The sequence below is a fragment of the Nonomuraea africana genome (assembly GCF_014873535.1).
GTDB lineage: Bacteria > Actinomycetota > Actinomycetes > Streptosporangiales > Streptosporangiaceae > Nonomuraea > Nonomuraea africana.
In genome coordinates, this window is record NZ_JADBEF010000001.1 from 5160609 (window position 1) to 5181841 (window position 21233).

The 21233-nt window shown below is 67.1% G+C and carries 25 protein-coding genes and 5 pseudogenes; 14 read left to right on the forward strand and 16 right to left on the reverse strand.

Features of this window, described 5'->3' with window-relative positions; all coding sequences use genetic code 11:
* Nucleotides 1-260 precede the first annotated feature (260 nt).
* Complete coding sequence (locus H4W81_RS50125; protein WP_420538755.1) at nt 261-794, forward strand: tyrosine-type recombinase/integrase; 534 nt, start codon at nt 261-263, stop codon at nt 792-794.
* Between the two features lie 126 nt (nt 795-920).
* Here H4W81_RS50125 and H4W81_RS24425 read toward each other — a convergent pair whose 3' ends face one another.
* Nucleotides 921-1739, reverse strand: a complete 819-nt coding sequence (locus tag H4W81_RS24425; RefSeq protein ID WP_225958778.1) for an aminoglycoside phosphotransferase family protein — start codon at nt 1737-1739, stop codon at nt 921-923.
* Between the two features lie 72 nt (nt 1740-1811).
* Here H4W81_RS24425 and H4W81_RS47560 point away from each other — a divergent pair, with 72 nt between their 5' ends.
* Both H4W81_RS47560 and H4W81_RS47565 read left to right on the forward strand, forming a co-directional pair.
* A complete protein-coding gene (locus H4W81_RS47560; protein WP_318781925.1) occupies nt 1812-2387 on the forward strand; it encodes a helix-turn-helix domain-containing protein in 576 nt (191 codons plus the stop codon).
* Nucleotides 2388-2443: 56 nt separating this feature from the next.
* A complete protein-coding gene (locus H4W81_RS47565; protein ID WP_318781926.1) occupies nt 2444-2911 on the forward strand; it encodes an integrase core domain-containing protein in 468 nt (155 codons plus the stop codon).
* Nucleotides 2912-2941: 30 nt separating this feature from the next.
* Here the strand turns inward: H4W81_RS47565 and H4W81_RS47570 are convergent.
* Nucleotides 2942-3064, reverse strand: a pseudogene (locus tag H4W81_RS47570) (IS5/IS1182 family transposase); the annotation flags it as partial.
* A 294-nt stretch (nt 3065-3358) separates the two neighbouring features.
* Here H4W81_RS47570 and H4W81_RS47575 point away from each other — a divergent pair.
* From H4W81_RS47575 to H4W81_RS24445, 3 genes are all read left to right on the forward strand, one after another.
* Nucleotides 3359-3730: an integrase core domain-containing protein gene (locus H4W81_RS47575; protein WP_318781927.1), complete on the forward strand. Its 372-nt coding sequence runs from the start codon at nt 3359-3361 to the stop codon at nt 3728-3730.
* Between the two features lie 42 nt (nt 3731-3772).
* Nucleotides 3773-4108, forward strand: a complete 336-nt coding sequence (locus tag H4W81_RS24440) for a LysR substrate-binding domain-containing protein (RefSeq protein ID WP_192776946.1) — start codon at nt 3773-3775, stop codon at nt 4106-4108.
* Between the two features lie 361 nt (nt 4109-4469).
* Nucleotides 4470-4712, forward strand: coding sequence for a hypothetical protein (locus H4W81_RS24445; RefSeq protein WP_192776947.1), 243 nt, complete (start codon nt 4470-4472; stop codon nt 4710-4712).
* Here H4W81_RS24445 and H4W81_RS24450 read toward each other — a convergent pair.
* The 6 genes and pseudogenes from H4W81_RS24450 to H4W81_RS24475 form a co-directional block, all read right to left on the reverse strand.
* Nucleotides 4693-6561: pseudogene (locus H4W81_RS24450) on the reverse strand (RHS repeat domain-containing protein); the annotation flags it as partial. The gene H4W81_RS24445 and the pseudogene H4W81_RS24450 overlap by 20 nt on opposite strands.
* Before the next feature lie 33 nt (nt 6562-6594).
* Nucleotides 6595-7269, reverse strand: coding sequence for a hypothetical protein (locus tag H4W81_RS49450; RefSeq protein ID WP_192776949.1), 675 nt, complete (start codon nt 7267-7269; stop codon nt 6595-6597).
* Between the two features lie 164 nt (nt 7270-7433).
* On the reverse strand, nt 7434-8153 hold the full coding sequence (locus tag H4W81_RS24460) for a hypothetical protein (protein WP_192776950.1): 720 nt from the start codon (nt 8151-8153) through the stop codon (nt 7434-7436).
* 163 nt (nt 8154-8316) lie between these two features.
* Nucleotides 8317-8757: a hypothetical protein gene (locus tag H4W81_RS24465; RefSeq protein ID WP_192776951.1), complete on the reverse strand. Its 441-nt coding sequence runs from the start codon at nt 8755-8757 to the stop codon at nt 8317-8319.
* On the reverse strand, nt 8754-9647 hold the full coding sequence (locus H4W81_RS24470; protein ID WP_318781928.1) for an IS5 family transposase: 894 nt from the start codon (nt 9645-9647) through the stop codon (nt 8754-8756). The genes H4W81_RS24465 and H4W81_RS24470 overlap by 4 nt, the downstream gene beginning before the upstream one ends.
* Nucleotides 9648-9670: 23 nt before the next feature.
* Nucleotides 9671-10285, reverse strand: coding sequence for a TetR/AcrR family transcriptional regulator C-terminal domain-containing protein (locus H4W81_RS24475; RefSeq protein WP_318781929.1), 615 nt, complete (start codon nt 10283-10285; stop codon nt 9671-9673).
* Between the two features lie 438 nt (nt 10286-10723).
* On the opposite strand from H4W81_RS24475, the gene H4W81_RS24480 reads away from it, so the two are divergent.
* The gene (locus H4W81_RS24480) at nt 10724-11212 is read left to right on the forward strand and encodes a DUF6326 family protein (protein WP_192776953.1); all 489 of its coding nucleotides are present in this window, start codon (nt 10724-10726) and stop codon (nt 11210-11212) included.
* 943 nt (nt 11213-12155) lie between these two features.
* Here H4W81_RS24480 and H4W81_RS24485 read toward each other — a convergent pair.
* Nucleotides 12156-12389 (reverse strand): HAD family hydrolase, encoded by a 234-nt coding sequence (locus H4W81_RS24485; protein ID WP_192776954.1) that lies wholly within the window; start codon nt 12387-12389, stop codon nt 12156-12158.
* 1 nt (nt 12390) lies between these two features.
* Here H4W81_RS24485 and H4W81_RS47585 point away from each other — a divergent pair.
* Nucleotides 12391-12585, forward strand: a pseudogene (locus H4W81_RS47585) (tyrosine-type recombinase/integrase); the annotation flags it as partial.
* Nucleotides 12586-12990: 405 nt separating this feature from the next.
* On the opposite strand, the gene H4W81_RS24490 reads toward H4W81_RS47585, so the two are convergent.
* The 4 genes and pseudogenes from H4W81_RS24490 to H4W81_RS24500 all read right to left on the reverse strand — a co-directional run bounded on the left by H4W81_RS24490 (nt 12991) and on the right by H4W81_RS24500 (nt 15080).
* Complete coding sequence (locus H4W81_RS24490) at nt 12991-13146, reverse strand: hypothetical protein (RefSeq protein WP_192776955.1); 156 nt, start codon at nt 13144-13146, stop codon at nt 12991-12993.
* Nucleotides 13147-13460: 314 nt separating this feature from the next.
* The gene (locus H4W81_RS50335; protein WP_358529536.1) at nt 13461-13703 is read right to left on the reverse strand and encodes a site-specific integrase; all 243 of its coding nucleotides are present in this window, start codon (nt 13701-13703) and stop codon (nt 13461-13463) included.
* A gap of 33 nt (nt 13704-13736) precedes the next feature.
* Nucleotides 13737-14294: pseudogene (locus H4W81_RS50340) on the reverse strand (aldo/keto reductase); the annotation flags it as partial.
* A 138-nt stretch (nt 14295-14432) separates the two neighbouring features.
* Nucleotides 14433-15080: an adenylate kinase family protein gene (locus H4W81_RS24500; RefSeq protein ID WP_192776956.1), complete on the reverse strand. Its 648-nt coding sequence runs from the start codon at nt 15078-15080 to the stop codon at nt 14433-14435.
* A 316-nt stretch (nt 15081-15396) separates the two neighbouring features.
* On the opposite strand from H4W81_RS24500, the pseudogene H4W81_RS24505 reads away from it, so the two are divergent.
* Nucleotides 15397-15744: pseudogene (locus H4W81_RS24505) on the forward strand (transposase); the annotation flags it as partial.
* Here the strand turns inward: H4W81_RS24505 and H4W81_RS24510 are convergent.
* The 3 genes from H4W81_RS24510 to H4W81_RS24520 all read right to left on the reverse strand — a co-directional run bounded on the left by H4W81_RS24510 (nt 15698) and on the right by H4W81_RS24520 (nt 17830).
* Nucleotides 15698-16033, reverse strand: a complete 336-nt coding sequence (locus tag H4W81_RS24510) for a transposase (RefSeq protein WP_318781932.1) — start codon at nt 16031-16033, stop codon at nt 15698-15700. The pseudogene H4W81_RS24505 and the gene H4W81_RS24510 overlap by 47 nt on opposite strands.
* Before the next feature lie 220 nt (nt 16034-16253).
* The gene (locus tag H4W81_RS24515) at nt 16254-16610 is read right to left on the reverse strand and encodes a hypothetical protein (RefSeq protein ID WP_192776957.1); all 357 of its coding nucleotides are present in this window, start codon (nt 16608-16610) and stop codon (nt 16254-16256) included.
* Complete coding sequence (locus tag H4W81_RS24520; RefSeq protein WP_192776958.1) at nt 16607-17830, reverse strand: hypothetical protein; 1224 nt, start codon at nt 17828-17830, stop codon at nt 16607-16609. Before H4W81_RS24520 ends, H4W81_RS24515 begins: the two co-directional genes overlap by 4 nt.
* A gap of 194 nt (nt 17831-18024) precedes the next feature.
* Between H4W81_RS24520 and H4W81_RS24525 the strand changes: the two genes are divergently transcribed.
* The 5 genes from H4W81_RS24525 to H4W81_RS49460 are packed head-to-tail and all read left to right on the forward strand — an operon-like array spanning nt 18025 to nt 21170.
* Nucleotides 18025-18552: an HXXEE domain-containing protein gene (locus tag H4W81_RS24525; protein ID WP_192776959.1), complete on the forward strand. Its 528-nt coding sequence runs from the start codon at nt 18025-18027 to the stop codon at nt 18550-18552.
* 19 nt (nt 18553-18571) lie between these two features.
* Complete coding sequence (locus H4W81_RS24530) at nt 18572-19390, forward strand: SDR family oxidoreductase (protein ID WP_192776960.1); 819 nt, start codon at nt 18572-18574, stop codon at nt 19388-19390.
* 24 nt (nt 19391-19414) lie between these two features.
* Entirely contained in the window at nt 19415-20080 is a 666-nt protein-coding gene (locus H4W81_RS24535; protein ID WP_192776961.1) for a carboxymuconolactone decarboxylase family protein, read from the forward strand.
* Nucleotides 20077-20613, forward strand: a complete 537-nt coding sequence (locus H4W81_RS47600) for an FAD-dependent monooxygenase (protein ID WP_225958780.1) — start codon at nt 20077-20079, stop codon at nt 20611-20613. The genes H4W81_RS24535 and H4W81_RS47600 overlap by 4 nt, the downstream gene beginning before the upstream one ends.
* On the forward strand, nt 20583-21170 hold the full coding sequence (locus H4W81_RS49460; RefSeq protein WP_318781933.1) for an FAD-dependent monooxygenase: 588 nt from the start codon (nt 20583-20585) through the stop codon (nt 21168-21170). Before H4W81_RS47600 ends, H4W81_RS49460 begins: the two co-directional genes overlap by 31 nt.
* The last annotated feature ends 63 nt before the right edge of the window (nt 21171-21233 follow it).

Here is a 21233-nt window from a genome sequence, read left to right on the forward strand (position 1 = left end):
GTGAGGGGGGGCGTGGCCGCTGACGAGGCGGAAGATGATGGAGCCGAACAGGCGGTTATGTCGTCCCGCAGCCCGTTTCCGCCGTATTCCGGTGGCACCCGCTGGACGCGCTCGGCTCGGCGTGCGCGTGGTGGCGCGACCAGCACTGGCTGGCCGGCGATCCGCTGCGCCGCATCCGCCGCCGCGCCCGCACTCCCGACCGCACCCGCACCCTATCCCGTGCCGACGTCGAGACGCTGCTCACCCTGCCGCGCCTGGCCCTGCGCGAGCGCACCCTGTTCCGGCTGCTGCACGAGAGCGCCGCCCGCGCCCAGGAGGTCCTGGCCCTCGACGCCGGTGACCTCGACCTGCGCAACCGCCGCGCCCGGGTACGGCGCAAGGGCGGCGCCGTCGACGTCATCGTCTGGCGCACCGCCACCGCCCGGCTCCTGCCCCGACTGCTGGACGGCCGCCGCACCGGGCCGCTCTTCCTCACCGGCCGCCGCGCCCGCGTCGAACTGCCGCCCGGCGACCTCGACCCGGCTTCCGGTCAGGCCCGGCTGTCCTACCGGCGCGCCGCCGAACTCTTCGAGACCGCCACCGCTGGCCTGCCCGGCGGGCCGTACACTCTGCACCAACTGCGCCACAGCGCCCTGACGCACGCTGCTGAGGATGGCGCCAATACCTCCACCCTGCTGGCCTACTCCGGCCACACCTCCGTCACCTCCCTGGCCCGCTACGCCCGCGTCTCACCTGAGGCGTTGGCCCGCTGGCAGGAGGGCCGCGACCCGGCCAGCCGCCGCGGCGGACAGTAGCGGTACACGGCGTCGGCCAGAGAACAGGACCCGGGGGCGCTTAAGCCAGGCGGTGGGGTTCAACCCCCTTAGTCGGGACATGCGAGTTGGATGCAGGTTCGACTCATGCCGGGGCCGGCTCTTACATCAAATGCCCTTCAGCACACGATCAAGTGCCGCGCGGCCTGCAGGTCCCCAGCGCGGCTTGCCGCCGGGAAGGCCCCGATCTCCGTTCTGCCCCATGAGCATCAGGAAGAGGCTCTTCATAGCGGCCAGCCCGCGGGCGCGCCGGATCGCCGCCTCGTCCGCGTGCCCGTACGCGTCGAAGAACCGTGAGGCCGCGCCCGCGGGGAGCAGCACCCAGGCGGCGCCGAGGTCCCACGCCGGATCGCCGGCGAACAAGGCACCGAAATCGATCACGCCCGAGAGCGTCCCGTCCGAGACGACGACATTCGCGGGATGGAGGTCACCGTGCACCCACACCGGCGGGCCCTCCCACTCGGGGGCCGCGACGGCATCGGCCCAGACGGCCCGGACGGCGCGGACATCGCCGACGGCGTCGGGGTCAATGGCCTGCAAGAACTGCTCGAAGCCGCCCGTGCACCTCTTGGGGTGAGCGCCGAGGTCCGAACTGGCCGGGGCCTCGGCGGGCGCCTCCACATGGAGCGCCCTGAGGAAGTCCGCCAGTGTGTCGGCCGCGTGGGCGCCGCGGCTGATCGAGCCGTGGTCCAGCGGCTCGCCGGGAACCCACGTCATCACGGTCCAGTGCTTGGGGAAGCGCTCGGACGGTTCGCCGAACCGCACCGGGGTCGGCACCGGGAGCGGCAGGCGCGGAGCCAGCACAGGTAGCCACCGCCGCTCCTTGAGCTGGAGCTCCGGGGTGGGGTCCATGCGCTGCATGCGCACGGCCAGCTCGTCTCCGAGGCTGCGCCTGCCGAAAATTACATCCGCCCAGGTCATGGCCATGTGAGGACTTCGCGTGGCGGTGCGAGCTCCGGCCACCCAGAAGACGGAACGCGTGCGGCAGGATGATCAGCCGTGCTCCTTCGCCTGGCCTACCTCACCGTCACGAACACGTTCGCCGCGCTGCGGTTGCTGCCCATGGGCGATCGGGATAAGGACGTGGAGATACTCGCCCTGCGCCACCAGATCACCGTCCTTGAACGCCAACTCGGCGCCGACACCAGAGTGAGATTCGCACCCGAGGACCGGGCCTTTCTCGCCGCGCTCCTGACCTCGCTGCCCCGCGAGATCCTGCGCCGACTGCAACTCCTCGTCCGCCCGGACACCGTCCTGCGCTGGCACCGCGACCTGATGAAACGGCGTCACGCCCGTACCTGCCGGCCGAAGCGGCCTGGGCGCCCGCCCACGGTCCGCTCCATCCGCGCTCTCATCCTGCGCCTGGTTCGGGAGAACCCCGACTGGGGATATCGGCGAGTGCATGGTGAGCTCGCCACACTCGGCATCAAGGTCGCACCGTCCACGGTCTGGGAGATCCTCAAGCAAGAAGGCCTGGATCCAGCACCCAGCGGGCATCCACCACATGGGCCGACTTCCTGCGCTCGCAAGCCGACGCCCTACTGGCTTGCGATTTCATCGAAACCGTCACCTTAAACGGGCAGCGCCAGTACATCCTGGCCGTCATCGAGCACGCCGGCAGGCGCATTCGCGTGTTGGGCACCACCGCTCACCCGACCGCCGGCTGGGTGATCCAGGCGATCAGGAATCTCGTGATGGACCTGGAGGATGCGAACTGCCGGGCACGCTTTCTGATCCGTGACCGGGATGGGAAGTTCCCCGCCCTCATGGAGGAGATTCTGGCTGAGGCCGGCATCCGGACCGTGCTCACCGGTATCCGGATGCCGCGAATGAATTCCATCATGGAGCGATGGGTGCAGTCCTGCCGCCACGAACTCCTGGACCGCTGCCTGCTCTGGAACGAACGCCACCTGCGGCACGCCCTACGCGAGTACGAACTGTTCTACAACCGGCACCGAGCCCATCAAGCCCTGGCCCAAGCCGCCCCGCTGCGTACCGTCCCGGACCCGATCACGGATCCAGAGCGAATCACCGACCTGAACATACGCCGACGAGACCGGCTTGGCGGCGTCCTTCACGAGTACTCGCATGCCGCTTGACCTGCATGGATGGAATTTTCGGCAGGCGCACTGCTGGCCGGGGTTGAGGCGCCGTCGGGTGGATCTGATCGCCGCGCGGTGCCGCCGCAGCACACCGGCCAGGTAGCTCAAGGTCTGGGATGACAACGGCAGCGCGGCACGGTAGAACAGCACACAGGCCCCTGGTGGAGATGGTTGCTCTTGGTCGACAACCCTTCTACCAGGGGTCTTCCTGCTTCTGGATCAAGAACGATGATCCTCAACGAAGCCGTGACCTGCGGCGTCACGGTGGAATGAGCTCATTGATCCGGCGCCCCGCCGGGCCGGGCCGACCTGGCGGCAGTTCCTGACCGCTCAAGCCGACGCGATCATCGCGTGTGACTTCCTGGTGGTCGAGACGGTGCTGCTCAAACGGCTGTATGTGCTGGTCTTCATCGAGCACGGCACGCGAAGACTTACCTGGCCGGAGTGACCGCGCACCCGACCGGAGCATGGACGGTGCAGCAAGCCCGCAATCTGGTCATGGATCTGGGTGACCGCATTGCTGGGTTGCGGTTCGTGATCCACGATCGGGATCCGCTCTTCGCCTCCAGGGAGGTCTTCACAGCTGAAAGGCTACGGATCATCACCACCCTGCCGCGGACACCAAGAATGAACGCCATCTGCGAGCGGGTCATCGGCACCATGCGCCGCGAACTCCTCGACCGGGTCTTGATCCTCAGCGCACGCCACCTGGAGCTCGTGCTCCAGGAGTATCTGATCCACTACAACGGGCACCGGCCGCACCAGCCAGGCAACAACGCCCACCGGACATCGCAACGCAGCCCGCCCGGCACGTGACCGAACTCAACGACCTGCGCTCCATCCGTCGAAAGCCCGTCGTTGCAGGCACGATCAACGAATACCACCACGCGGCGTAACCGCAGCTCAGGTCACGCAACTCAATATTCGAGCGGCACACCCTACCTGGAAGCACTGCTGGCGGACTGCGCGGCGGCCGGCTTCCGCCCGGAGTTCGCGGTCGACGGCGAGGACTACGCCACCGCCCAGGGCTTCCTCGCCGCCGGTCTCGAGGTCACGCTGATCCCGCGGCTGGCCCTGCCCGGCCCTCATCCCGGTGTCGTCGTCCGTGAGCTGTCCGATCCGGCTCCGGTCCGTTCGATCCACACCGCATACGCGAGACGTCTCTCGGCCAGCCCGCACTCACCGCCCTCCTGAACGCCCTCCATGACCGCCCGCGAGAGGAGGGTTCATGAGCGCGCCCGGGCCGCCGAGTTCCTCGCCTGGACGAACCCGCCAGGGCCTGGGATTTCCGGTTACCGGGCAGAATTCGGGGTCGACGGCGCGCGTCTTACATGCCACCAGTTCTCCCCAGTCCGCCCGGCAACTCCTTTCGGTCATCCCGAGCTGTCGCATGCAGTCGAGAAATATGATGCCCAGCTCTTGACATGACAGAGGGGAGAGATCTCGCTCGACGCAACTCAGATAATCGGAGCTGAGAGCCGCACAGGTGGACGCTCCCGCACCGTCGACGTCGACGCGCGCACACCGGTCGACGACATGGAGAGCGCCCGCACAGATGATTTCTCCCCAGCGTCCGGATCCTTGCCGGCATTCGGAGACCATGACGCGTGCCTGCGTGCATCCGGGGGATGCCGAATGCACGCCGTGGCACCTCTCGAACACCGGCCGCTCGGCCGCCGCTGATCCGACCAGCGCCGCCATCAACAGGATGGTGGCGCCCAGCATGGCCAGGAGCGGCCGCACACCGCTCCTGGGTGTACTCGTCGATCGCATCGGAATCAATGACAATCAGGTTTGAACTTCGGGTTCAACACGCCCGTACCGCCAGATCGAGCAGAGTCCGTGTAGGTGACCCAGGCACCACAGCCCGGATACTGGTCGCGGAAATCGGAGAATTTACTGTTGATCCATTCTATGCCCTTTTGGATGATGGCGTCTCCGACCAGTCCGACGAGGCCGCAGATGGCTTCGGCCTTCTCGTTCTGCGTGACGATGCTACTGAACTCGCAAGGAGTGCCCAGCCCTCCCTCCCAGTCGCCCAGCACGTTCTGCATCAGCCACAGCTCAGGCGCATAGTAGTAGTCCGTGCAGTTCAGTACACGACCACCCGCCTGCGGCTCACACGGTTTGCTGTCCGGCTTGCCGTCGCAGTACTTGTGCTTCGGATTCGACAGACACCAGGCGAACTTCTCGGCAAGGCCTTCGCACTGCTTGGTGGTTCCCTTTTCTTTCGCCAGACACTCGGACTGGATCAGGCCGAGATACGCGCAGTCGGGTGCCGCGTGGCCCGCCTTCACGCGGTCCATGTACTGGTCGGCGACAGTTCCGCACTCATCGGCGGACTGCTCGAACCTCTTCTCCTTCTTCTTGGCGTTCCCGATTCCGCCCGTCGACCTGCAGCGCACATAGGTGTCCCGCTGTTTGTGACAGACGGGTTCGGCGTCCATGCCTTGCTGCCGGCAGTCCTCATACTCTCGGGTCGCCTCGGCGCAGACTCCCTTGTTGGGGCCGGTGTTGTCGGTTGTCCCTCTGCAGACCCCATACTCATGCGTGCCTTCTATGCAGATCGTCCGATCGATATCGCCCTTCCGGCATGCCTTGTAGCCGGGCATCGCCTCGTGACAGTAATCCGGCCCCTTGAGCGGGCGCTCGCTACAGGCCGTCTCGACCGCCTTGTTCTCGCATTTCTGGTACTTGCCAGACTTGAAGTAGCACTGGCTGAGCTGGCCGTACCCATCCTTGCAGGCATCAGTTGCGTCGCCGTATCCGTTGTACCCCTTCTTGCAGTCCTTGTAGAAGGTGGCGAGATCGTGCTCGTCCTCGCAGTCGAGCCCGTTCTTGTTCTTGAATTTCTGCTTCTTGCAGGCGGCGTATTCCTGCTTGGGCGTCAGGTCCTTCTTTTTGTTCGTCTTCGTGCTGGTCTTCTTGTTCGTGGACTTCTTCGCGTGACCGGTCGGGTCGGTGTTGGTGAGGGGGTTGTCGTTGGTGTAGGTGTAGCGGTTGAGCTGGACGCTGGGGTCGGGGTTCTGGGTGAGGGTGTCGCGGCTGATGAAGCTGCCGGTGTTGGGTTGGTACCAGCAGGCGGCCATGTTGATCTTGCCGGTGTTCGGGTCGGTGTAGCCGCCCTGGTAGCCGAGGGTGTGGGCGGCTCCGGTGCGCGTGATGACCTCCCCGAACGGGTTGTAGGCGACCGAGTCGATCAATGAGGTACCGGTGGCGGTGAAGGCCCCGACGAGGTCGCAGCGCAGGTCGCAGAACGCGAGCTGGGCGCCGACGCCGTCCGACAGGCCGAGGGTGCGGCCGAGGGCGTCCCGGCCGAACATCGCGGTCTTGGCGCCGGTGGCGGTGTCGGTGACGGTGACCAGGTTGTTGCCGACGCCGTCGTAGGTCATGCGCTGGGTCTTGCCGCCGTAGGCGCGGGTTTCGACCCGGTCGAGGGCGTCGTAGTCGTGCTGCACGCCGTCGTCGCTGACCAGGCGGTCGAAGGCGTCGAACTTGGTGATGCGCACCATGCCGCCGCCTTCCTCGGCCAGGGTGCCGCGGGCGGTGTAGGTGTAGGTCCGCCCGTCACCGGCGGTGAGGCGGTTGCGTTCGTCGTAGGTGTAGGTCTTGTCGCCGGCCTTGACGCGGTTGCCGGCGGCGTCCCAGCCGTAGTCGGTCTTGACCCCGTCGGGCCCGGTTCAGGAGGTGAGCCGGTTGGTGTAGGTGTTCTTGCCCGCGCCTGCAGTTCCGGCGGTGGTCTTGGACGTCATGTTGTCGTCCAGGTCGTAGCCGTACTCGATGGACGCGATCGGCGCCGCGGCCGGGGTGGTCAACATGTCCTTGGTGAGCCGGTTCAGACCGTCGTAGTCATACGTACGGCGAGCGCCGTTAGCTCCGTATGACATCCCGACCAGGCGGTTCGCCTTGTCGGAGCTGTAGCCGATGGTCGTGGCCGACACTGGGTCCACCGACTGCGTGAGCCGATCGGCGTCGTCCCAGCCGAAGGTGGAGGTGCCGGTGCCGTCGATGCGCTCGACCAGCCGCTTGTTGGCGTCGTAGGCGTAGACACTCTGGTCGCCGGTGGCCGCGCTGCTGGTCTTCAGTAGCAAACCGCGGTCGTTCAGCGTGAAGGTCAGGTCGTTGGCGGCGATCACTCGTCCGGCCAGGTCGTAGCCGAACGCCTTGGCCTCGGTCTCCGCCTCCGCGCCTGAGCCGACCTGCTTGACGAGCCGGTTCAGCTCGTCGAAGGTCCGCTCCCCTTGCCGGACCAGATCACGCCCGTGCCCTGTCCGGTGGCGGCCGGGTCGTGCTCGATCTCCGCGCCCAGCACCAGCTTCGACCCACCGGCATCGCTGACCTTCGCATACAGCCACGGCGTGACCGAAGCAAGCGTCCAGGAATCAGCACCACGCGTAGCCGGCACCGCACCCAGGCCGTTTCCCGCGGTCCCGCTCACCTCGACCGTGGCTGCCTGCCACTCCGACCACGGACCCGCCACCCCAGACGAAGTGGAAGTGCGCACCCGCCAGCGGACCAGTCACCCATCCTGCAACTTGCCCGACGACACCACCGGCGTCTGCAACCAACACCTACTCGACGTCGAACAACCCGACGTCGACAAAGCACTAGAAGCGGACCAGATCAGCCCCGCACCCTGCCCAGCAGCCGACGGATCATGCTCAACCTGCGCCTCCAGCCGCAACTGCCGCCCCTCCGGATCAACGCCATAGGCGATGAACGACGGCTGAGTCGACGGCAACGTCCACAACCCCGACACCGACTGCCCCGGGTAAGCCGACAGCTCCGACACCACGGGTAGGGATGAGGCGGATCGAGCATCGCCTGCGCTACGCCGGAAGGACGCGTTGCTGCTCAGTGCGGAGACTCTGCTGAGCCCCGCAGTTTGCGCTCGCACCCCAGGAGCCTGGGAATCGCCGGATTGCGCTTCCCAAGACAACGGAGGCGGAGAGTTCAGTTCGTTGGTCGCTGGCTTGTCGCTCACGCTAGGCATCTTCTCCAGTGGCAGCGAGCCCTTCGGCCGCTTGCTGTCGCCGGGCTTCCCTACGCCGTCAGGCTGCGTTGTCGCCGAATCCACGAGGTGAGGAAGTCCGTTGGCTGAGCCCGAACTCTGGCTCGGAACGGCCGTCGAGGAGCCAGAAATCGGTGACCTCGGGATGTCCAGCCGCGCCGGAGTGGGGTCGGCGGTGACCGCCATGGCTTCCAGCGCGAGGAAGCTGGGCAAGAGCGCAATCACCACGGCGGCAGCCGTACCGGCTATCCAACGTGAGGGACCGCTTCGGCCGAGCCCGAAGTGGCTCCGGCCCAGCACGCTCTCAGAGTGCGTTAGGTGAGCTGACGCCCTTTTCGTCGTTGCGGTTGGATGAGGTCTGCTGGTCGATGGGTCGCCGCTCGGTCTGTCGTCACGGCTGAGTGAACAAGCCGGGCTCGGTTTCGATGAGGATGCCGCGGCTGGTCAGGCGTTTGAGCTTGGCGCGGACGTTTTGGATGCCGTTGGGCGTCAGGGGCAGGTCCATCGCCAGAGCCAGGTCGCGGGCGCGCAGCGAGCCGCCGGTCTCGCTGAAGACGGTGAGGATCTGCTGGTAGTCGGGATGATCGAAGCCGACCAGCGGCGGCGCGTCCGGTTCGGCCGGAGCGGGGTCCGCTTCAGCGAGGGACAGGAGCGTCTTGCGGCTGATCCGCAGATGCTCGGCCTCCTGGCTGAGTTCACTGAGCCGCGCGGTCAGGGAGTCGATGTCGGTCTGGGTCTGCTCGATCTGGCGGGTCAGGGCCTGTTCGCGGGTATCGAGGCGGTCCAGAAGCCAGGTTCCGGGATCGGGCGGGCGGGCATCGGGCCTGGTCATGTCCACCGCCAGGACGGCGTCGAAGGGGTCAGACGCCGGGACATCACGTCCGTCATCGCCCAGTACACCCGTGATTCGGAACTCGATGGGAGATGTTCATAGTCGCGGACCAGGCGCCGGTGGAACATCAAGATCCCGTAGGTCTGCTCGACGACCCATCGTTTCGGCTGGGGCACGAAGCCTTTGTCGGCGGGGTTGCGTTCGACGATGTCCACGGCGATCCCCAGGCTGGCGCCATGGGCGACGACCGCGTTCTTGAATCCCTGGTCGACCAGCGCCTTGGTCACGGTTCCCTCGGTGACGGCGGCGACCCGGTCCAGCAGGGCGATCCCGGCGGCGTTCTCGTGAGCTGAGGCCGCGAGCACGACGACCGCGATGACCAGCCCCAGCACGTCTACGGCCAGGCCTCGTTTGCGGCCCGGCACCTTCTTGGCGACGTCCCGGCCGGTCGTTTCGGCGGGAACCCCGGCCGCGACGTGGACGCTTTGGGTGTCCAGCACGACCAGGCTCGGGTCGGCTAATCGCTTCTTCTGCTCGCGCAGATGCCAGCGCAACAGGTCGTGGATCGTCTTGTCGGTGCCGTCGTCGCGCCATTTGGCGAAGTAGTAGTACGTCGCGCCCTTGGGCGGCAGGTCATGGGGAAGATAGTCCCATTGGACGCCGGTTCGTCCCTGGTAGCGGATCGCGTTGACGATCTCCCGCAGCGCATAGTTGCCTTCGTGGCCGCTGACCGAGGGGTGCGCGGCCTTCCATGCCGTGAGGACCGGTTCGATCAACGCCCACTGAGCGTCGGTTAAGTCGCTCGGGTACGGCTGGCGCTCAGTCACCGCGCCATCCCAGCACAACTGGACCCGCAGACTGGCGGTAACACCACAAATCCACACGATCACATAACGACATCACGGATGGAGGCTCACGTAGGCACTCTCAGGGGCTCGAGGGCGGCTAGGACGAGGTTGAGGCCGAAAATGAACTCCTCCGCCGGGTCGAAGCCGGCAGCGACGAGCACCGCGGCGGACTCGTTGAGGTAGGGGAACTCGTCAGGAGGAAGCTGGGGCAGGAAGACATCCTCGGCCATGTCCGCGAACTCATCGGCGGTGTCGAACGGCAGGCTGGCTTCCTGCAGGGCGAAACCGTAGACGTAGCTGTCGAGCAACCAGTTGGCGTGCGTCGCCATCAAGACCGGGAAGCCAGCCCTCCGCAGGCAGGCGGTGACCGCTTCGCGGTGGCGGAGGTTCGAGGGCCCCGGCGATGTCCGCGACTCCATCAGGCCGATCGCCCACGGGTGGCGTGCGAGAACCTGTCGGGCGGATACCGCCCGACGTCGCATCGCTGACTGCCAGTCGGTCTCTTCAGGCGGGAGCTCGATCTCCTCGAACACGACGTCGATCATGGCGTCCAGCAACTCCTCCTTGCTCGCCACGTAGTAGTAGAGCGACATCGCGCCCGCGCCGAGCGCGCGAGCCAGCCGGCGCATGCTCAGCTCGCCGACCCCCTCGCGGTCGGCGAGCCGGACCGCCTCGACCACCACCCGCTTCTTGCTCAGCCCCGCATCTGACGCGACCTGGCGTCGTTCCCTCGCAGACAACGGGTCTCCTCGCTCCCTCGAACGGCTTGACAATCGTCCAGCGTACGGTCATGGTACAGCGTACGATCGTAGTACAGCGTACGACGTACGATGTACGAACCAGCGAGAGTCGTAGCTCGGACGTGAGGAGGCTTCTGTGGGAATCGAACAGCGATCGAGTGCCGGAGCACGCCTGGTGCCGGGGGCGAGTCCGGCCGGGGCGACGACGATGCGGGCCGCCGACCAGCACCGCTACGGCCTGCCCTCAGCGCTCGAGTCGTCCGAGGTCCGGGCTACCGCTGCCCGGTCGAGGCGATGTGCTCGTCCAGGTGGGCGCGGCCTCGGTACATCCCTGCCGCCACTCCGGCGGAGGGACCGCTCCTCTCGAAAGAAGAACCGATGACCATCCGAACGAAAACCCCGAACCTGCTCGACAACCCGCCGGTCCCCGTGCAGGCCAAGCTCGCCGCCGCGTGGACCAGCTTCATGTTCCTCTACATCTACGTCGACTACTTCCACCTCCACAAGCCCGGCGTCATCGACAACCTCCGCGCCGGCGTCGTCTTTGAGTTCGACATCAGCCCGACGTTGTTGACCATGATGCTCGCGTCCGTGGCGATCCCGGCCCTGATGGTGATGCTCTCCATGACGCTGCCCGCCCGGGTGAACCGCGCCACGAACCTCGTCGTTGCATTGCTCTACATCCCCTACTCGGCGGTCAACGCGGCAGGGGAGTCCTGGGACTGGGCCCCCTTCTACGGCCTCTCCATCGGAATCGAGGTGCTGCTCCTGGCCTTCATCCTGCGCTCCGCCTGGACCTGGCCTCGAACCCCCGCCGTCCCAGCCGGTCCCGCGACGACCGACCTTCGACAGGACCTCCGACAGTAGGTATCCGTGTAAAGCCCTACGGCGTGAAGCCCGCCGCCGCGGACACCGGGCCGACCGTGGCCAGCTCAGTCGCGGTATACGCAGAGAACCTGCTCACGAGCGGTCCGGTGTCCGCGCCAGCCGCGCCCGTAGGCCGAACGGCGGCTGACCGACCAGCAGACCTCATCCAACCAACCGCAACGACGAAAGGGGCATTAGCTCGCTTAACGCACTCTCACGACCCCGTGCACGCAGCATCGCCACGCCTCGCAATTCGTAAAGAAGAAAGCCCCGTGTCGACCCTGGTGAGCGCCATAAGCCGTATATAAAGACAGGCGCAGTTGTATCGGAATCTGGATCTTTCAACTAGGCCTTGACAATCCCGACATGACGATTACGCAGGCGCGGCTTGACCTACAGGGAAGTAGGCGCTGGTCACGGCATCAGCAGCGGGACGATAACCCCTTCAAAGTGACGCAAATCACATCAGTCCCAGGCGGCGGAACAGCGGCACGGTCATCTCGTGGCGATCAACGCCATGAGCACGAGCACGGTGAACGTACTCGGGCTGATGACCCGATGCTCAGCCCGGTGCTCAGCACTACGATCTCGGTCACTGCGCCTGCCGAAAACCCCATCCACGCAGTTCAAGCGGCATGTGCGCCGACATGAGGGTGGAGGTAATCGCGGGCAGAACGATAGAAAGCGGCACGTGCCGGCAGCGAGCGACACTTACCCAGGACTCTCATAATCCGTAGGTGCCGCATACCAAGTTGATGCGTCCGCCTATGTGGACCGCCTCCCAGAGCCGACCCCACCGACACCCAACGACCCCGGTCGAATCCCGAACGGGTAGGCCAGCCGTGCTCGGTCCGTGCTCGTCTGTCCCGGAACGGGGCGTCAGGACGCATCACAGACGGGCACCTAGGCGCAGAAATGTACAGCCTCACAAAGGCGATTCTCTTCAGCCTTGCGTTAGTGGTGCTATCAGCTCCTCCATACTGGTAATGATGAGATCAGCACCAGCGTTGGCAAGCCGCTCGTCCTTCCCCGGCCGGTTGGCATAGCCGACCGCGATCACTCCAGCGAGCTTGGATGCCTCGACATCCGTCACTGAGTCCCCAACCAGTAGGGCGGACGACGGATCTGCGCCCAAGCGAATAAGCGCCTGGTCAAGAAGATGAGGATTTGGCTTCATCAAGCGTGTCTACGACCTGCGCCACGCGTGCGTCTCGACCTGGCTCAACGCAGGCGTGCCCGCCACGCAGGTGGCCGAGTGGGCAGGTCATAGCGTGGAAGTCTTGCTCAGGATCTACGCCAAGTGCATCGTCGGTCAGGATGAGGCCGCCAAGCGGCGCATAGACGATGCACTCAACAATGACACTGATCCATGATCCGGAGTATGCCCGGAATCGTGGGCAAGCATTGGGCGCAGATCCCCGCAAACGATCAGTGAGAGCCATAGACAGCCGGACACACGAAACCCCCGCTGTGCCACATCAGTGCAGTTCAAGCGGGGGTTTCCGCTGGCAGTGAGAAGTAGGGCGGGTGGGACTTGAACCCACGACCCACGGATTATGAGTTGGCTTGATCAATGCCGTTTGCTGCCGCGCGGTGCCACGTTCTGTCACTCTGCCCGCGATTGTCCATGCCGTCGTGCCGGACTGTGACCGTGCGTGCTGGGTCGTGTCGCAGACATGCGAGCAACCGCCGTGCAACCACACGCCCTTGACCCACAGTTCTGGGACCGATTGTGAATCACCGGGCAGGTCAAGCTCCACGTGATGAGTCTCGGAGCGCTACAGGCTTCCCTCCTGTTCCTGCGTGGCAACCTCAACGTCCACCTTGGGAGTGCGTCGTCCTCGGACGATGGCCACCGATGCCAGCGACAGCAGCAGCCCTCCCCCGCCGATCGAGCCCGCGAAGCCGGTCAGCCCTGCCTTGTCGTGCCGCACGGCGACGATCTTCTGGACGGGAACACCACCGCCGATGGCCGGACGTTCGCGGTCTGCGCCGCCGCCTGCACCGCTGGTCGCGCCTGGATCGAATGGCTCCGTATCGGCCCCTCCCCTCACCTCCTGGGCCTGCGCCTCAACGACTGGACCGCCCTGCTTTGCTTCAGGCCGCGGTCGCCTACCTCACCGTCAACCGGCCGCGGTCGTCTACCCCGTCGTGAACCGGCCGCAGGCCATGCAACGCCTACTGCGTGCCGCCTCCTGGGACGCTGATGCCGTCCATGACGACCTGCGCGCCTATGCCGCTACTCCGCTCAGCGGTGCCCCGACTGGTCGGTAGGAAGGTGGCTGACGTCGTCTTCGAGGTCGGTGTGGGTGGGAAGGGTGTAGCGGCGGGTCGTGTCGAGTCGGGCGTGGCCGAGTAGCTCGGCGACGATGGCAATGTCGACGCCGGCGCGGAGCAGGTTGGTGGCCAGGGTGTGCCGCAGGGTGTGGGCGGACAGGGCGAGGGCACCTGCTTCGTCGACGATGTCGGCGTCGGTGGCGAGTTCGTCCACGAGCTGGTCGTCGGCGTCGAAGACGGTGGAGTCGGTCGTGCCGGACAGCAGGCCGTGTGCCAACGGACCGTAGACCAGCACGCCAATATCGTGCTCGGCCGCATAGGGCAGGATCGCCTCCTCGATGCCCCGGTGGAACGGGTGGCGGGGCGGCTGGAGCGTCTCCACGCGGCTGAATCATCCCAGCTCGCGCATCTGCGGGACGTCGTAGTTCGACACGCCCACGTGGAGGATCCTTCCCTCCGTGACCATCTCCGCCAGCGCCCCAGCGGTCTCCTCCGGCGGGGTGTGCGGGTCGGGCCAGTGCACCTGGTACAGGTCGATGTAGTCGGTCCCCAGGGCGTGCAGGCTGTACTCCACTCCCTCGCACAGCAACCGCCTGCCTGCGTCGCGTACCAGGCAGTCGCCTTCCAAGCGCAGCCCGCCCTTGGTAGCGACGACCACCTCCTCGGGCGCGCTCGTTCCCGCAGCTCCTGGCCCAGCAGCCGGTCGGCGGCGCCGGGCCGCACCCAGCCGCGGACGCAGCAAATCCGGCTCAGGCCGTGGCGCCCGTCCCGAATCTGGAGAATGTCGATCCGTAGATATGTCCATGCGGTCGGCCGTTATGCGGGCCAGCCTGTGGTGGCGCCCTGCGGGTCGGCCCAGCCGATCGTGTGGGAGAGCGGATGGGCGAAGGAGCCGGCGGCGCCGCCGTGGCCGAACAGGCCGGCCAGGTGTGCGGGCGCGTGATCACGGCTCGTACGGCGGAAGCCCCAGACGCGCGCGGATCTCGCGCTGCACCGAGACTTTCTCGGGCCTGGCGTCGACGGTGACGACGTACTCCTTGCGGCGGAACAGGTCCAGGACTGGGTTCGTCTTGTCGTGGTAGTCGCGCAGCCGGCTGGCGAGCGCCTCGGGCGTGTCGTCCTCCCGGGGCACGAGCTCGCCGCCGCACACGTCGCACCGGTCGCTCTCCTTGGGGCGATGGGCGATGAGGTTGTAGTCCATGCCGCAGCGGGCACACAGGCGGCGGGCCAGGACGCGCCGCCGTACCTCCTCCTCGGGCAGGTCGAGGTGCACGACGCCGTCGATGTCGTAGCTCTCCAGGAAGAACTCGGCCTGGCGGCGGTTGCGCGGGAAACCGTCGATGATGAACCCGTAGTTCCAGTCGTGCTGTTCCAGCCGGTCACGCACGACCTTCTCCACCAGGTCGTCGCCGACGAGCTCCCCGGCGGCCATCACGCGCCGGGCCTGAGCCCCGAGCTTGGTGTGGCTTTGCACGTGCCATCGGAAGATGTCGCCGACGCTGATGTGTGCCAGATCGAGGTCGCGGGCGAGCAGAGTGCTCTGGGTTCCCTTGCCGCTGCCCTGGACGCCCATGATGACGTACTTGCGCATGCTGCACTCTGACACATGGCCGGGCACTGACCGGAGGGGCAACCCGGCCTGCCGCCACTTGGCGACCGGGGCACCACCCGCTGCCGTGCGCCGGGGTGCGGCCGCACGCGGGGCTATAGCCGCGACATCGCCCCGTGCGCCGAGCCCCCCACGCACCGCGTCATCGACCCCACCGGAGAGGTGCGCGACGGGCAGGAGACCGACTGCGCCTGCTACCTACACGACCCCGAGCACCGCACCGATCCCATTGCGTCGGGGGCGTGCCTACCGCGATCTGGACCGCGTGCCATCGGCGATGACGTCGCGGGCGGACACCGCCGCAGCGCTGCTCATCACCGCGGGTGACAACCCTGACCGGCTCGCCAGCGAAGCCGCCTTCGCCGCCTTGTGAGGTGTCAACCCGATCGAGGCCTCCTCCGGCAAGACCGTCCGGCACCGGCTCAACCGCGGCGGCGACCGGCGCAGCAACAGCGCCCTCTACACCATCGTCGTGACCCGCCTCGGCCGTGATGCGCGCACCCGTGCCTACGCCGAACGCCGCACTAGCGAGGGCAAATCCAAGAAAGAGATCATCCGCTGCCTCAAGCGCTACGTCGCCCGCGAAGTCTTCCCGATCATCACAGAAGCACTCTCACCTGCGCGTACTCCGTCCGCTGCGGCTTGACAAGCATAGGGGCGTCATCCCGCTCCATCTCGAGCTCGGCGCGTTCCTTGGCCCATTCGGTCCGCTGCCTGCGCAGTCTGGCGAGTTCCTCCCGCTCCGACTCGGCCAGCTCACCACCGTTGGTGTCCTGCTCGCGGGCCAGCCGGTCCATCTGCACCCAGTTGGCCAGCGTGCCCGCGTTGATGCCCAGATCCTTAGCGACCTGCGCGATCGGCTTTCCTGTCTCCCGCACGATGCGCACCGCACCCGCCCGGAACTCCGGATCGAACCTGCGTCTGGTCTCTCCCACGACCCAACCTTCTCCTTAGGTCAGGTCTCCACGCTAGAAGGGGAAGGCCAGACTCGACTGCAGCCCCGATACGGACAGATCATTATGAACCAAGATCAGATGCCCTCTTAGGCAGCGCGCGGGCCTTGACCGCCAGATGATCGTTGATCAACTTCATATCGCCAACGCTAATCCGGGCTCTCCTTTCGCCGCCTCCGTCACTTGACTGATCCTGTCCCTGTCACACCAGCAGGCTGACTGTGATCAGTTCCTCACCCTGATCACCGGATACCGTGATCGTCACCTCCCACACGCCGTCCATGGTGAACACGTCCTGTGTGGCGACGAAGCGGCCGGGGTCGGGCTGGACGGTGCCGACCGGCGGCAGCGCGTGGCCCATGCCGGGCATGGCCGCCGCCAGTGTGACCGTGTCGGCCTTGCCCGAGGTCACCCGCACCTCGACACGATCGGCCGCCATGACGGTGACGGTGTAGTGCGTGCCTGCCGCATGCACGCTCTCGGGGCTGCCGCCGAACCAGCGCGAGGTGACGGCGAACAGCACACCCGCGATGAGCAGGCAGACGCCCGCGTACTTCATCGTTCCACGTCCATGGTGAAGGGCCTGGTGATGAGGCGGCCTCCGGCGGCGTACTGGACCCAGGCCAGGTAGCGGCCCGGTTCGGGGAGCGTGAGCGTGAAGTGCAGTGCGGAAGGACCGGCCGCCGTCCCGTGGGCGTGCGCCAGGTGGGCGCCGTCGCGGCTCCGGACGACCAGGTGGCCGGGCATGCCCAGCCAGGGCTGGATCGGCGCCTCCTCGCGGACCTCGATGGTCACCGGGCTTCCGGCGACCGGCGCGGCGGGGGTGAGGCGGGGTGTGATGCTCTCCTGCGCGTCCGGCTGTGCCGTACCGGAGACTTCGAAGGTGCCGGTGAGGAGCTGCCCGCCCGACTGCTGCCGCTCGATCTCGGCGTAGGTGAGGTAGCGGCCCGGTCGCGGGAGGCTCAGCCGTACCGCCAGGACACCCGGCGCGGTCCGCAACGGGTGCACGTGCCGGAAGACCGCGCCGTCCTGGCTGGTGACCACGAGATGCGCCGGGGCCTCGTGGTGGACGGCCAGGTCGTCCACCGGCCGTCCAGTGGAGCCGTCCGTCAGGCGTAGGGTCAGCGTGAAGTCGGTGCCCGTGGCAGGCCGGGCGGGCATTGTGGAGAACCGGCCTTGCGCGTAGGGCCTGCCGGACTCGGGTTGAGGTGGGGTGCCCTCCGGCTGGGCGGGCGGAAGGTATGGCAACAGCAGCATCACGGTGACCGCGACTGCTCCGGCAGCACTCGCACCGCTCACGAGGAGCCGAGACCTGCTTTTGGCGAGTATGCCGCCCACCAGCAGCAGCCCAGTAACCAGGAAGGCTCCGTCCATCACCATCGTCCAAGGAGCGCTGGCAGGCACCAGGACCTGGAACGGGATCACCGAAACCTCGTCACCGGCGCGCACATGAAGCTCATGCAGGCCGGCGTGGGTAACCCGCAAGGCGGCGGGATCCTGCCCGACTCCCACCGAAGCGGCCGACCTGCTTGCGTCGGTCAGCGAGCGCAGCTCCAACTCCAGCCTTGTGGGCTGTACGGCTTGCGCGCTCACCCGCAGCGGCGCCGGTACCTGTGAGACTCCCGCGATGACGAGCGTCACCTCGCCCGCTCTGAAGGTCTGCGTCACCCGCAGATCCGCTCCCGCCTGGACGACGTGCGCCTTCGCCGGGACGGTCAGCGACAGCACCAGCAGCGATGCGACAGCCAGAAGCCGGATCGCGCCATTGATCACCTTCATGAATCAAAACGCTAGGCAACCGCTGCTGCAGCCCGCCTCCGTCAGGTGACTGATATGCGCCGCACGCTTATCAGTCACGTGACAGAGGCGGCCATCGCCGTGATCTTCCTAGGGTTCCGGCTATGACCAAACGACCTGAACCCTATTCGGCGATCGTGATGGGGATCCTCGCCCTGGGCTTTTGCGCTTGGGCCTTGCTCACGCTGCCCATCCAGGGCGCGGTGGTCCTCGTGGTGGCCAGCGTGCTGGGCTGGAGCGGCTGGATGGCCTTCAGTTACGCCAGGCCGGTGAAGTCGAGGAGGGTGATCGCCGTCTACCTGTGCGCGGTGGGTTTCCAGCTCATCCACATGGCCGAGGAGTACACCGGCGGCTTCCCGCACGAGATCGTCGAGCTGTTCGACTCGCCTCGTGACTGGCCGGAGAAGGAGTTTCTGCTCGTCTTCGTTTTCGGTTTCGGCGCGCTGTACTTCTTCGCCGGCGCGGGCGCGCTTTACCGGATCCGGGTGGCCAACTTCTTCCTGTGGTGGTACGCCCTGGGCGCGGGCCTGCTCAACGGCATCGCCCACTTCGTCTTCCCGATCATCAAGGGCGGCTACTTCCCCGGCCTGTACACCGCCGGCGGGCACCTCATCATGAGCGGACTGCTGATCTACCTCCTCATCAAGGAGAACCGGCAGCTCAAAGCCGACGAACAGGCAGCTCAGCCGCTGCTGGTCAGGTAGCACCGAGAGGAGCAAGACAATGTCGAAGACCGTCCTGGTGACCGGCGCCTCCACCGGAATCGGCCGTGCCACCGCCCTGCTGCTGGTCCGCGAGGGCTTCACCGTCTACGCCGGCGTACGGAAGGACGCCGACGGCCAGGCCCTCGGCCCCAGCGTCACCCCCATCCAGCTGGATGTCACCGATGCCGGGCAGATCGCCGATGCCGCCGAGCGGATCGGTCATCTCGACGCCCTGGTCAACAACGCCGGCATTGGCGTCACCGGACCCCTGGAGTTCGTCTCCCTGGACTCGCTGCGCTGGCAGTACGAGGTCAACGTCTTCGGCCAGGTGGCCGTCACCCAGGCCATGCTGCCCAGGCTGCGCGCCTCCCGCGGCCGCGTGATCACCGTCGGCTCGGTCGGCAGCTGGATCACCCTGCCCTTCGGCGGCCCGCTGTGCTCCTCCAAGCACGCCATCCGCTCCCTCAACGACGCGCTGCGCATGGAGGTCAAGCCCTGGGGCATCCGCGCGGTCCTCATCGAACCCGGATCCATCCACACCGCCGCCGTCGACAAGCTCGAAGGCGAGGTCGAACCCCGCCTGGCCGCCATCGGCGAACAGGGCAGGCAGCTGTACGGCCAGGCCTACCGCACCATGACCACCACCGGACTCAAGGAGGAACGCTCCGGCTCCAGCCCCGACGTCGTCGCCCGCGCCGTCCTGCACGCCCTGACCGCCCGCAAGCCCCGCTCCCGCTACCCCGTGGGCAAGAAATCCAGGCTGATGAGCACCCTGGGCCGCATCGTCCCCCAGTACACCCTCGACCGGCTACGCCTGCGCGCCCTCGGCCTGTCCTGATCCCATTCCGAACGGAGCCCCACCATGCCACCACTCGCCGGCGCCGACGCCCTCACCGCACTCGACCCCGTCTTCGCCCAGCTCGCCGTCGGCGCGGGCCACAACCTGTGGGGCTTGGCCCATCTGACCATGCGCGAGAAGGCCTTCATCTGCCTGACCGCCGACCTGTGCCACCCCCACCTGGACCTACCGCTGGCGATGCACGTGCAGATGGCTCTGGCCAACGGCGTCGAGCCCGAGGCCATCCGCGAGCTCTACCGGCACCTGGCCCCGTACGTGGGCTACCCGATCGTGGTCACCGCCTTCCAACGCTTGACCGAGCTCGGCCTGCCCGCGGCGCAGGACGACAAGCCTGTCGAGCCCACCCCGCCGACCGGACCGCTCGCGCGAGCCGTACGCGCCCTGGAGGACATCGGCCCCGGCCTGGCCACCTTCACCGAGGACCAGCTCGCCCAACGCTGGACCCGCCCCCACCTCAGCATCCGCGAACGCGCGCTCGCCTGCCTGGTCGTCGACGTCTTCTACCAGACGCTCGGCCCATCCCTGCGCCTGCACGCCGAGCTGGCCAGGTCGGCCGGAGCCACCGACGAGACCCTGCGCGACCTGCTGCGCGGTGTGGCCGAATTCGGCATGCCACGAGCCTGGGCCGCCGCGCAGGCGCTGCTGCCGCAGCCGAGGGAGGGCGCATGAACGTGGTGATAGCCGGCGGTGGCCCGGCCGGGATGATGCTCGGCCTGCTGCTCGCCTGTGCCGGGATCGAGGTCACCGTGCTGGAGAAGCACAAGTACTTCCTGCGCGACTTCGGCGGCGACACCGTGCATCCCTCCACCTTGGAGGCGCTCGATCAGCTGGGCTTGTCGGAGCGCTTCCACCAGCTCGACCATCGCAAGGTCACCAGGCTCAACGTGCCGCTGGGCGGCGGGCTCGCCCCCATCGAGGCTTTCGCCGGGATGAAGGTGAAATTTCCGTACATCGCCTTCGTGCCGCAGTGGGACTTCCTCAACCTGCTCGCCGAGGAGGCCCAGCGCCATCCGAACTTCACCCTGCACCTGAGCACCCCGGTGCGCGACGTCGTCCGCCGGGTCGGCAAGGTCGTCGGAATTCGCTGCGAGGACGGCCGAGAGTTCCGCGCGGATCTGGTCATCGGGGCCGACGGCCGGAATTCGGCGGTACGGCAGGCGGCCTGGGATGGGTGCACGAACTCGGCGCGCCCATCGACGTGATCTGGTTCCGCCTGACCCGGCATCACGACGACCAGGAGAATCTGATCTTCCAGCTGGCCCGCGGCCGCGGCATGGTCGCCATCGACCGCGGCGAGTTCTGGCAGTGCGGCTACCTCATCGGCAAGGGCGGCTTCGACGCCTGGAAGGCTAGGGGCATCGAGGCCTTCCGCCGGGACGTGGCCGAGGTGGCCCCGATGTTCACCGACCGCACCGGCGAGCTGGCCTCCTTCGAGGCCATGGGCTTCCTGGAGGTGCGGGTCAACCGGCTGCACACCTGGCACCAGCCCGGGCTGCTGTGCATCGGCGACGCCGCGCACGCGATGTCGCCGGTCGGTGGGGTGGGCATCAACCTGGCCGTCCAGGACGCCATCGCCGCCGCCAACATTCTGACCCGCCCGCTTTGGACGGCACGCTCGACGACGCCCACCTGCCCGCCGTCGAGCACCGCCGCAAGTGGCCCACCGTCCTCACCCAGCGGGTGCAGGGATTCCTGCAGCGGCAAGCCTTCGACGACAAGCGCCAGGACGGCCAGCTGCCCGCCCTGGCCCGCTTCCTGATCCAGCGCACCGCCATCCCCCGCTACCGGCCGGACGCTTCCTCGCCTTCGGCTTCCGCCCCGA

Coding starts and splice junctions, on each gene's coding strand:
- H4W81_RS24425 (WP_225958778.1), bottom strand. CDS start 1,739: ATGGCCATGACCTGGGCGGATGTAATTTTCGGCAGGCGCAGCCTCGGA.
- H4W81_RS24515 (WP_192776957.1), bottom strand. CDS start 16,610: ATGAAGTACGCGGGCGTCTGCCTGCTCATCGCGGGTGTGCTGTTCGCC.
- H4W81_RS47600 (WP_225958780.1), top strand. CDS start 20,077: ATGAACGTGGTGATAGCCGGCGGTGGCCCGGCCGGGATGATGCTCGGC.
- H4W81_RS24480 (WP_192776953.1), top strand. CDS start 10,724: ATGACCATCCGAACGAAAACCCCGAACCTGCTCGACAACCCGCCGGTC.
- H4W81_RS24530 (WP_192776960.1), top strand. CDS start 18,572: ATGTCGAAGACCGTCCTGGTGACCGGCGCCTCCACCGGAATCGGCCGT.
- H4W81_RS24535 (WP_192776961.1), top strand. CDS start 19,415: ATGCCACCACTCGCCGGCGCCGACGCCCTCACCGCACTCGACCCCGTC.
- H4W81_RS24485 (WP_192776954.1), bottom strand. CDS start 12,389: ATGAAGCCAAATCCTCATCTTCTTGACCAGGCGCTTATTCGCTTGGGC.
- H4W81_RS24500 (WP_192776956.1), bottom strand. CDS start 15,080: ATGCGCAAGTACGTCATCATGGGCGTCCAGGGCAGCGGCAAGGGAACC.
- H4W81_RS24520 (WP_192776958.1), bottom strand. CDS start 17,830: ATGAAGGTGATCAATGGCGCGATCCGGCTTCTGGCTGTCGCATCGCTG.
- H4W81_RS24445 (WP_192776947.1), top strand. CDS start 4,470: ATGATTTCTCCCCAGCGTCCGGATCCTTGCCGGCATTCGGAGACCATG.
- H4W81_RS24465 (WP_192776951.1), bottom strand. CDS start 8,757: ATGACCAGGCCCGATGCCCGCCCGCCCGATCCCGGAACCTGGCTTCTG.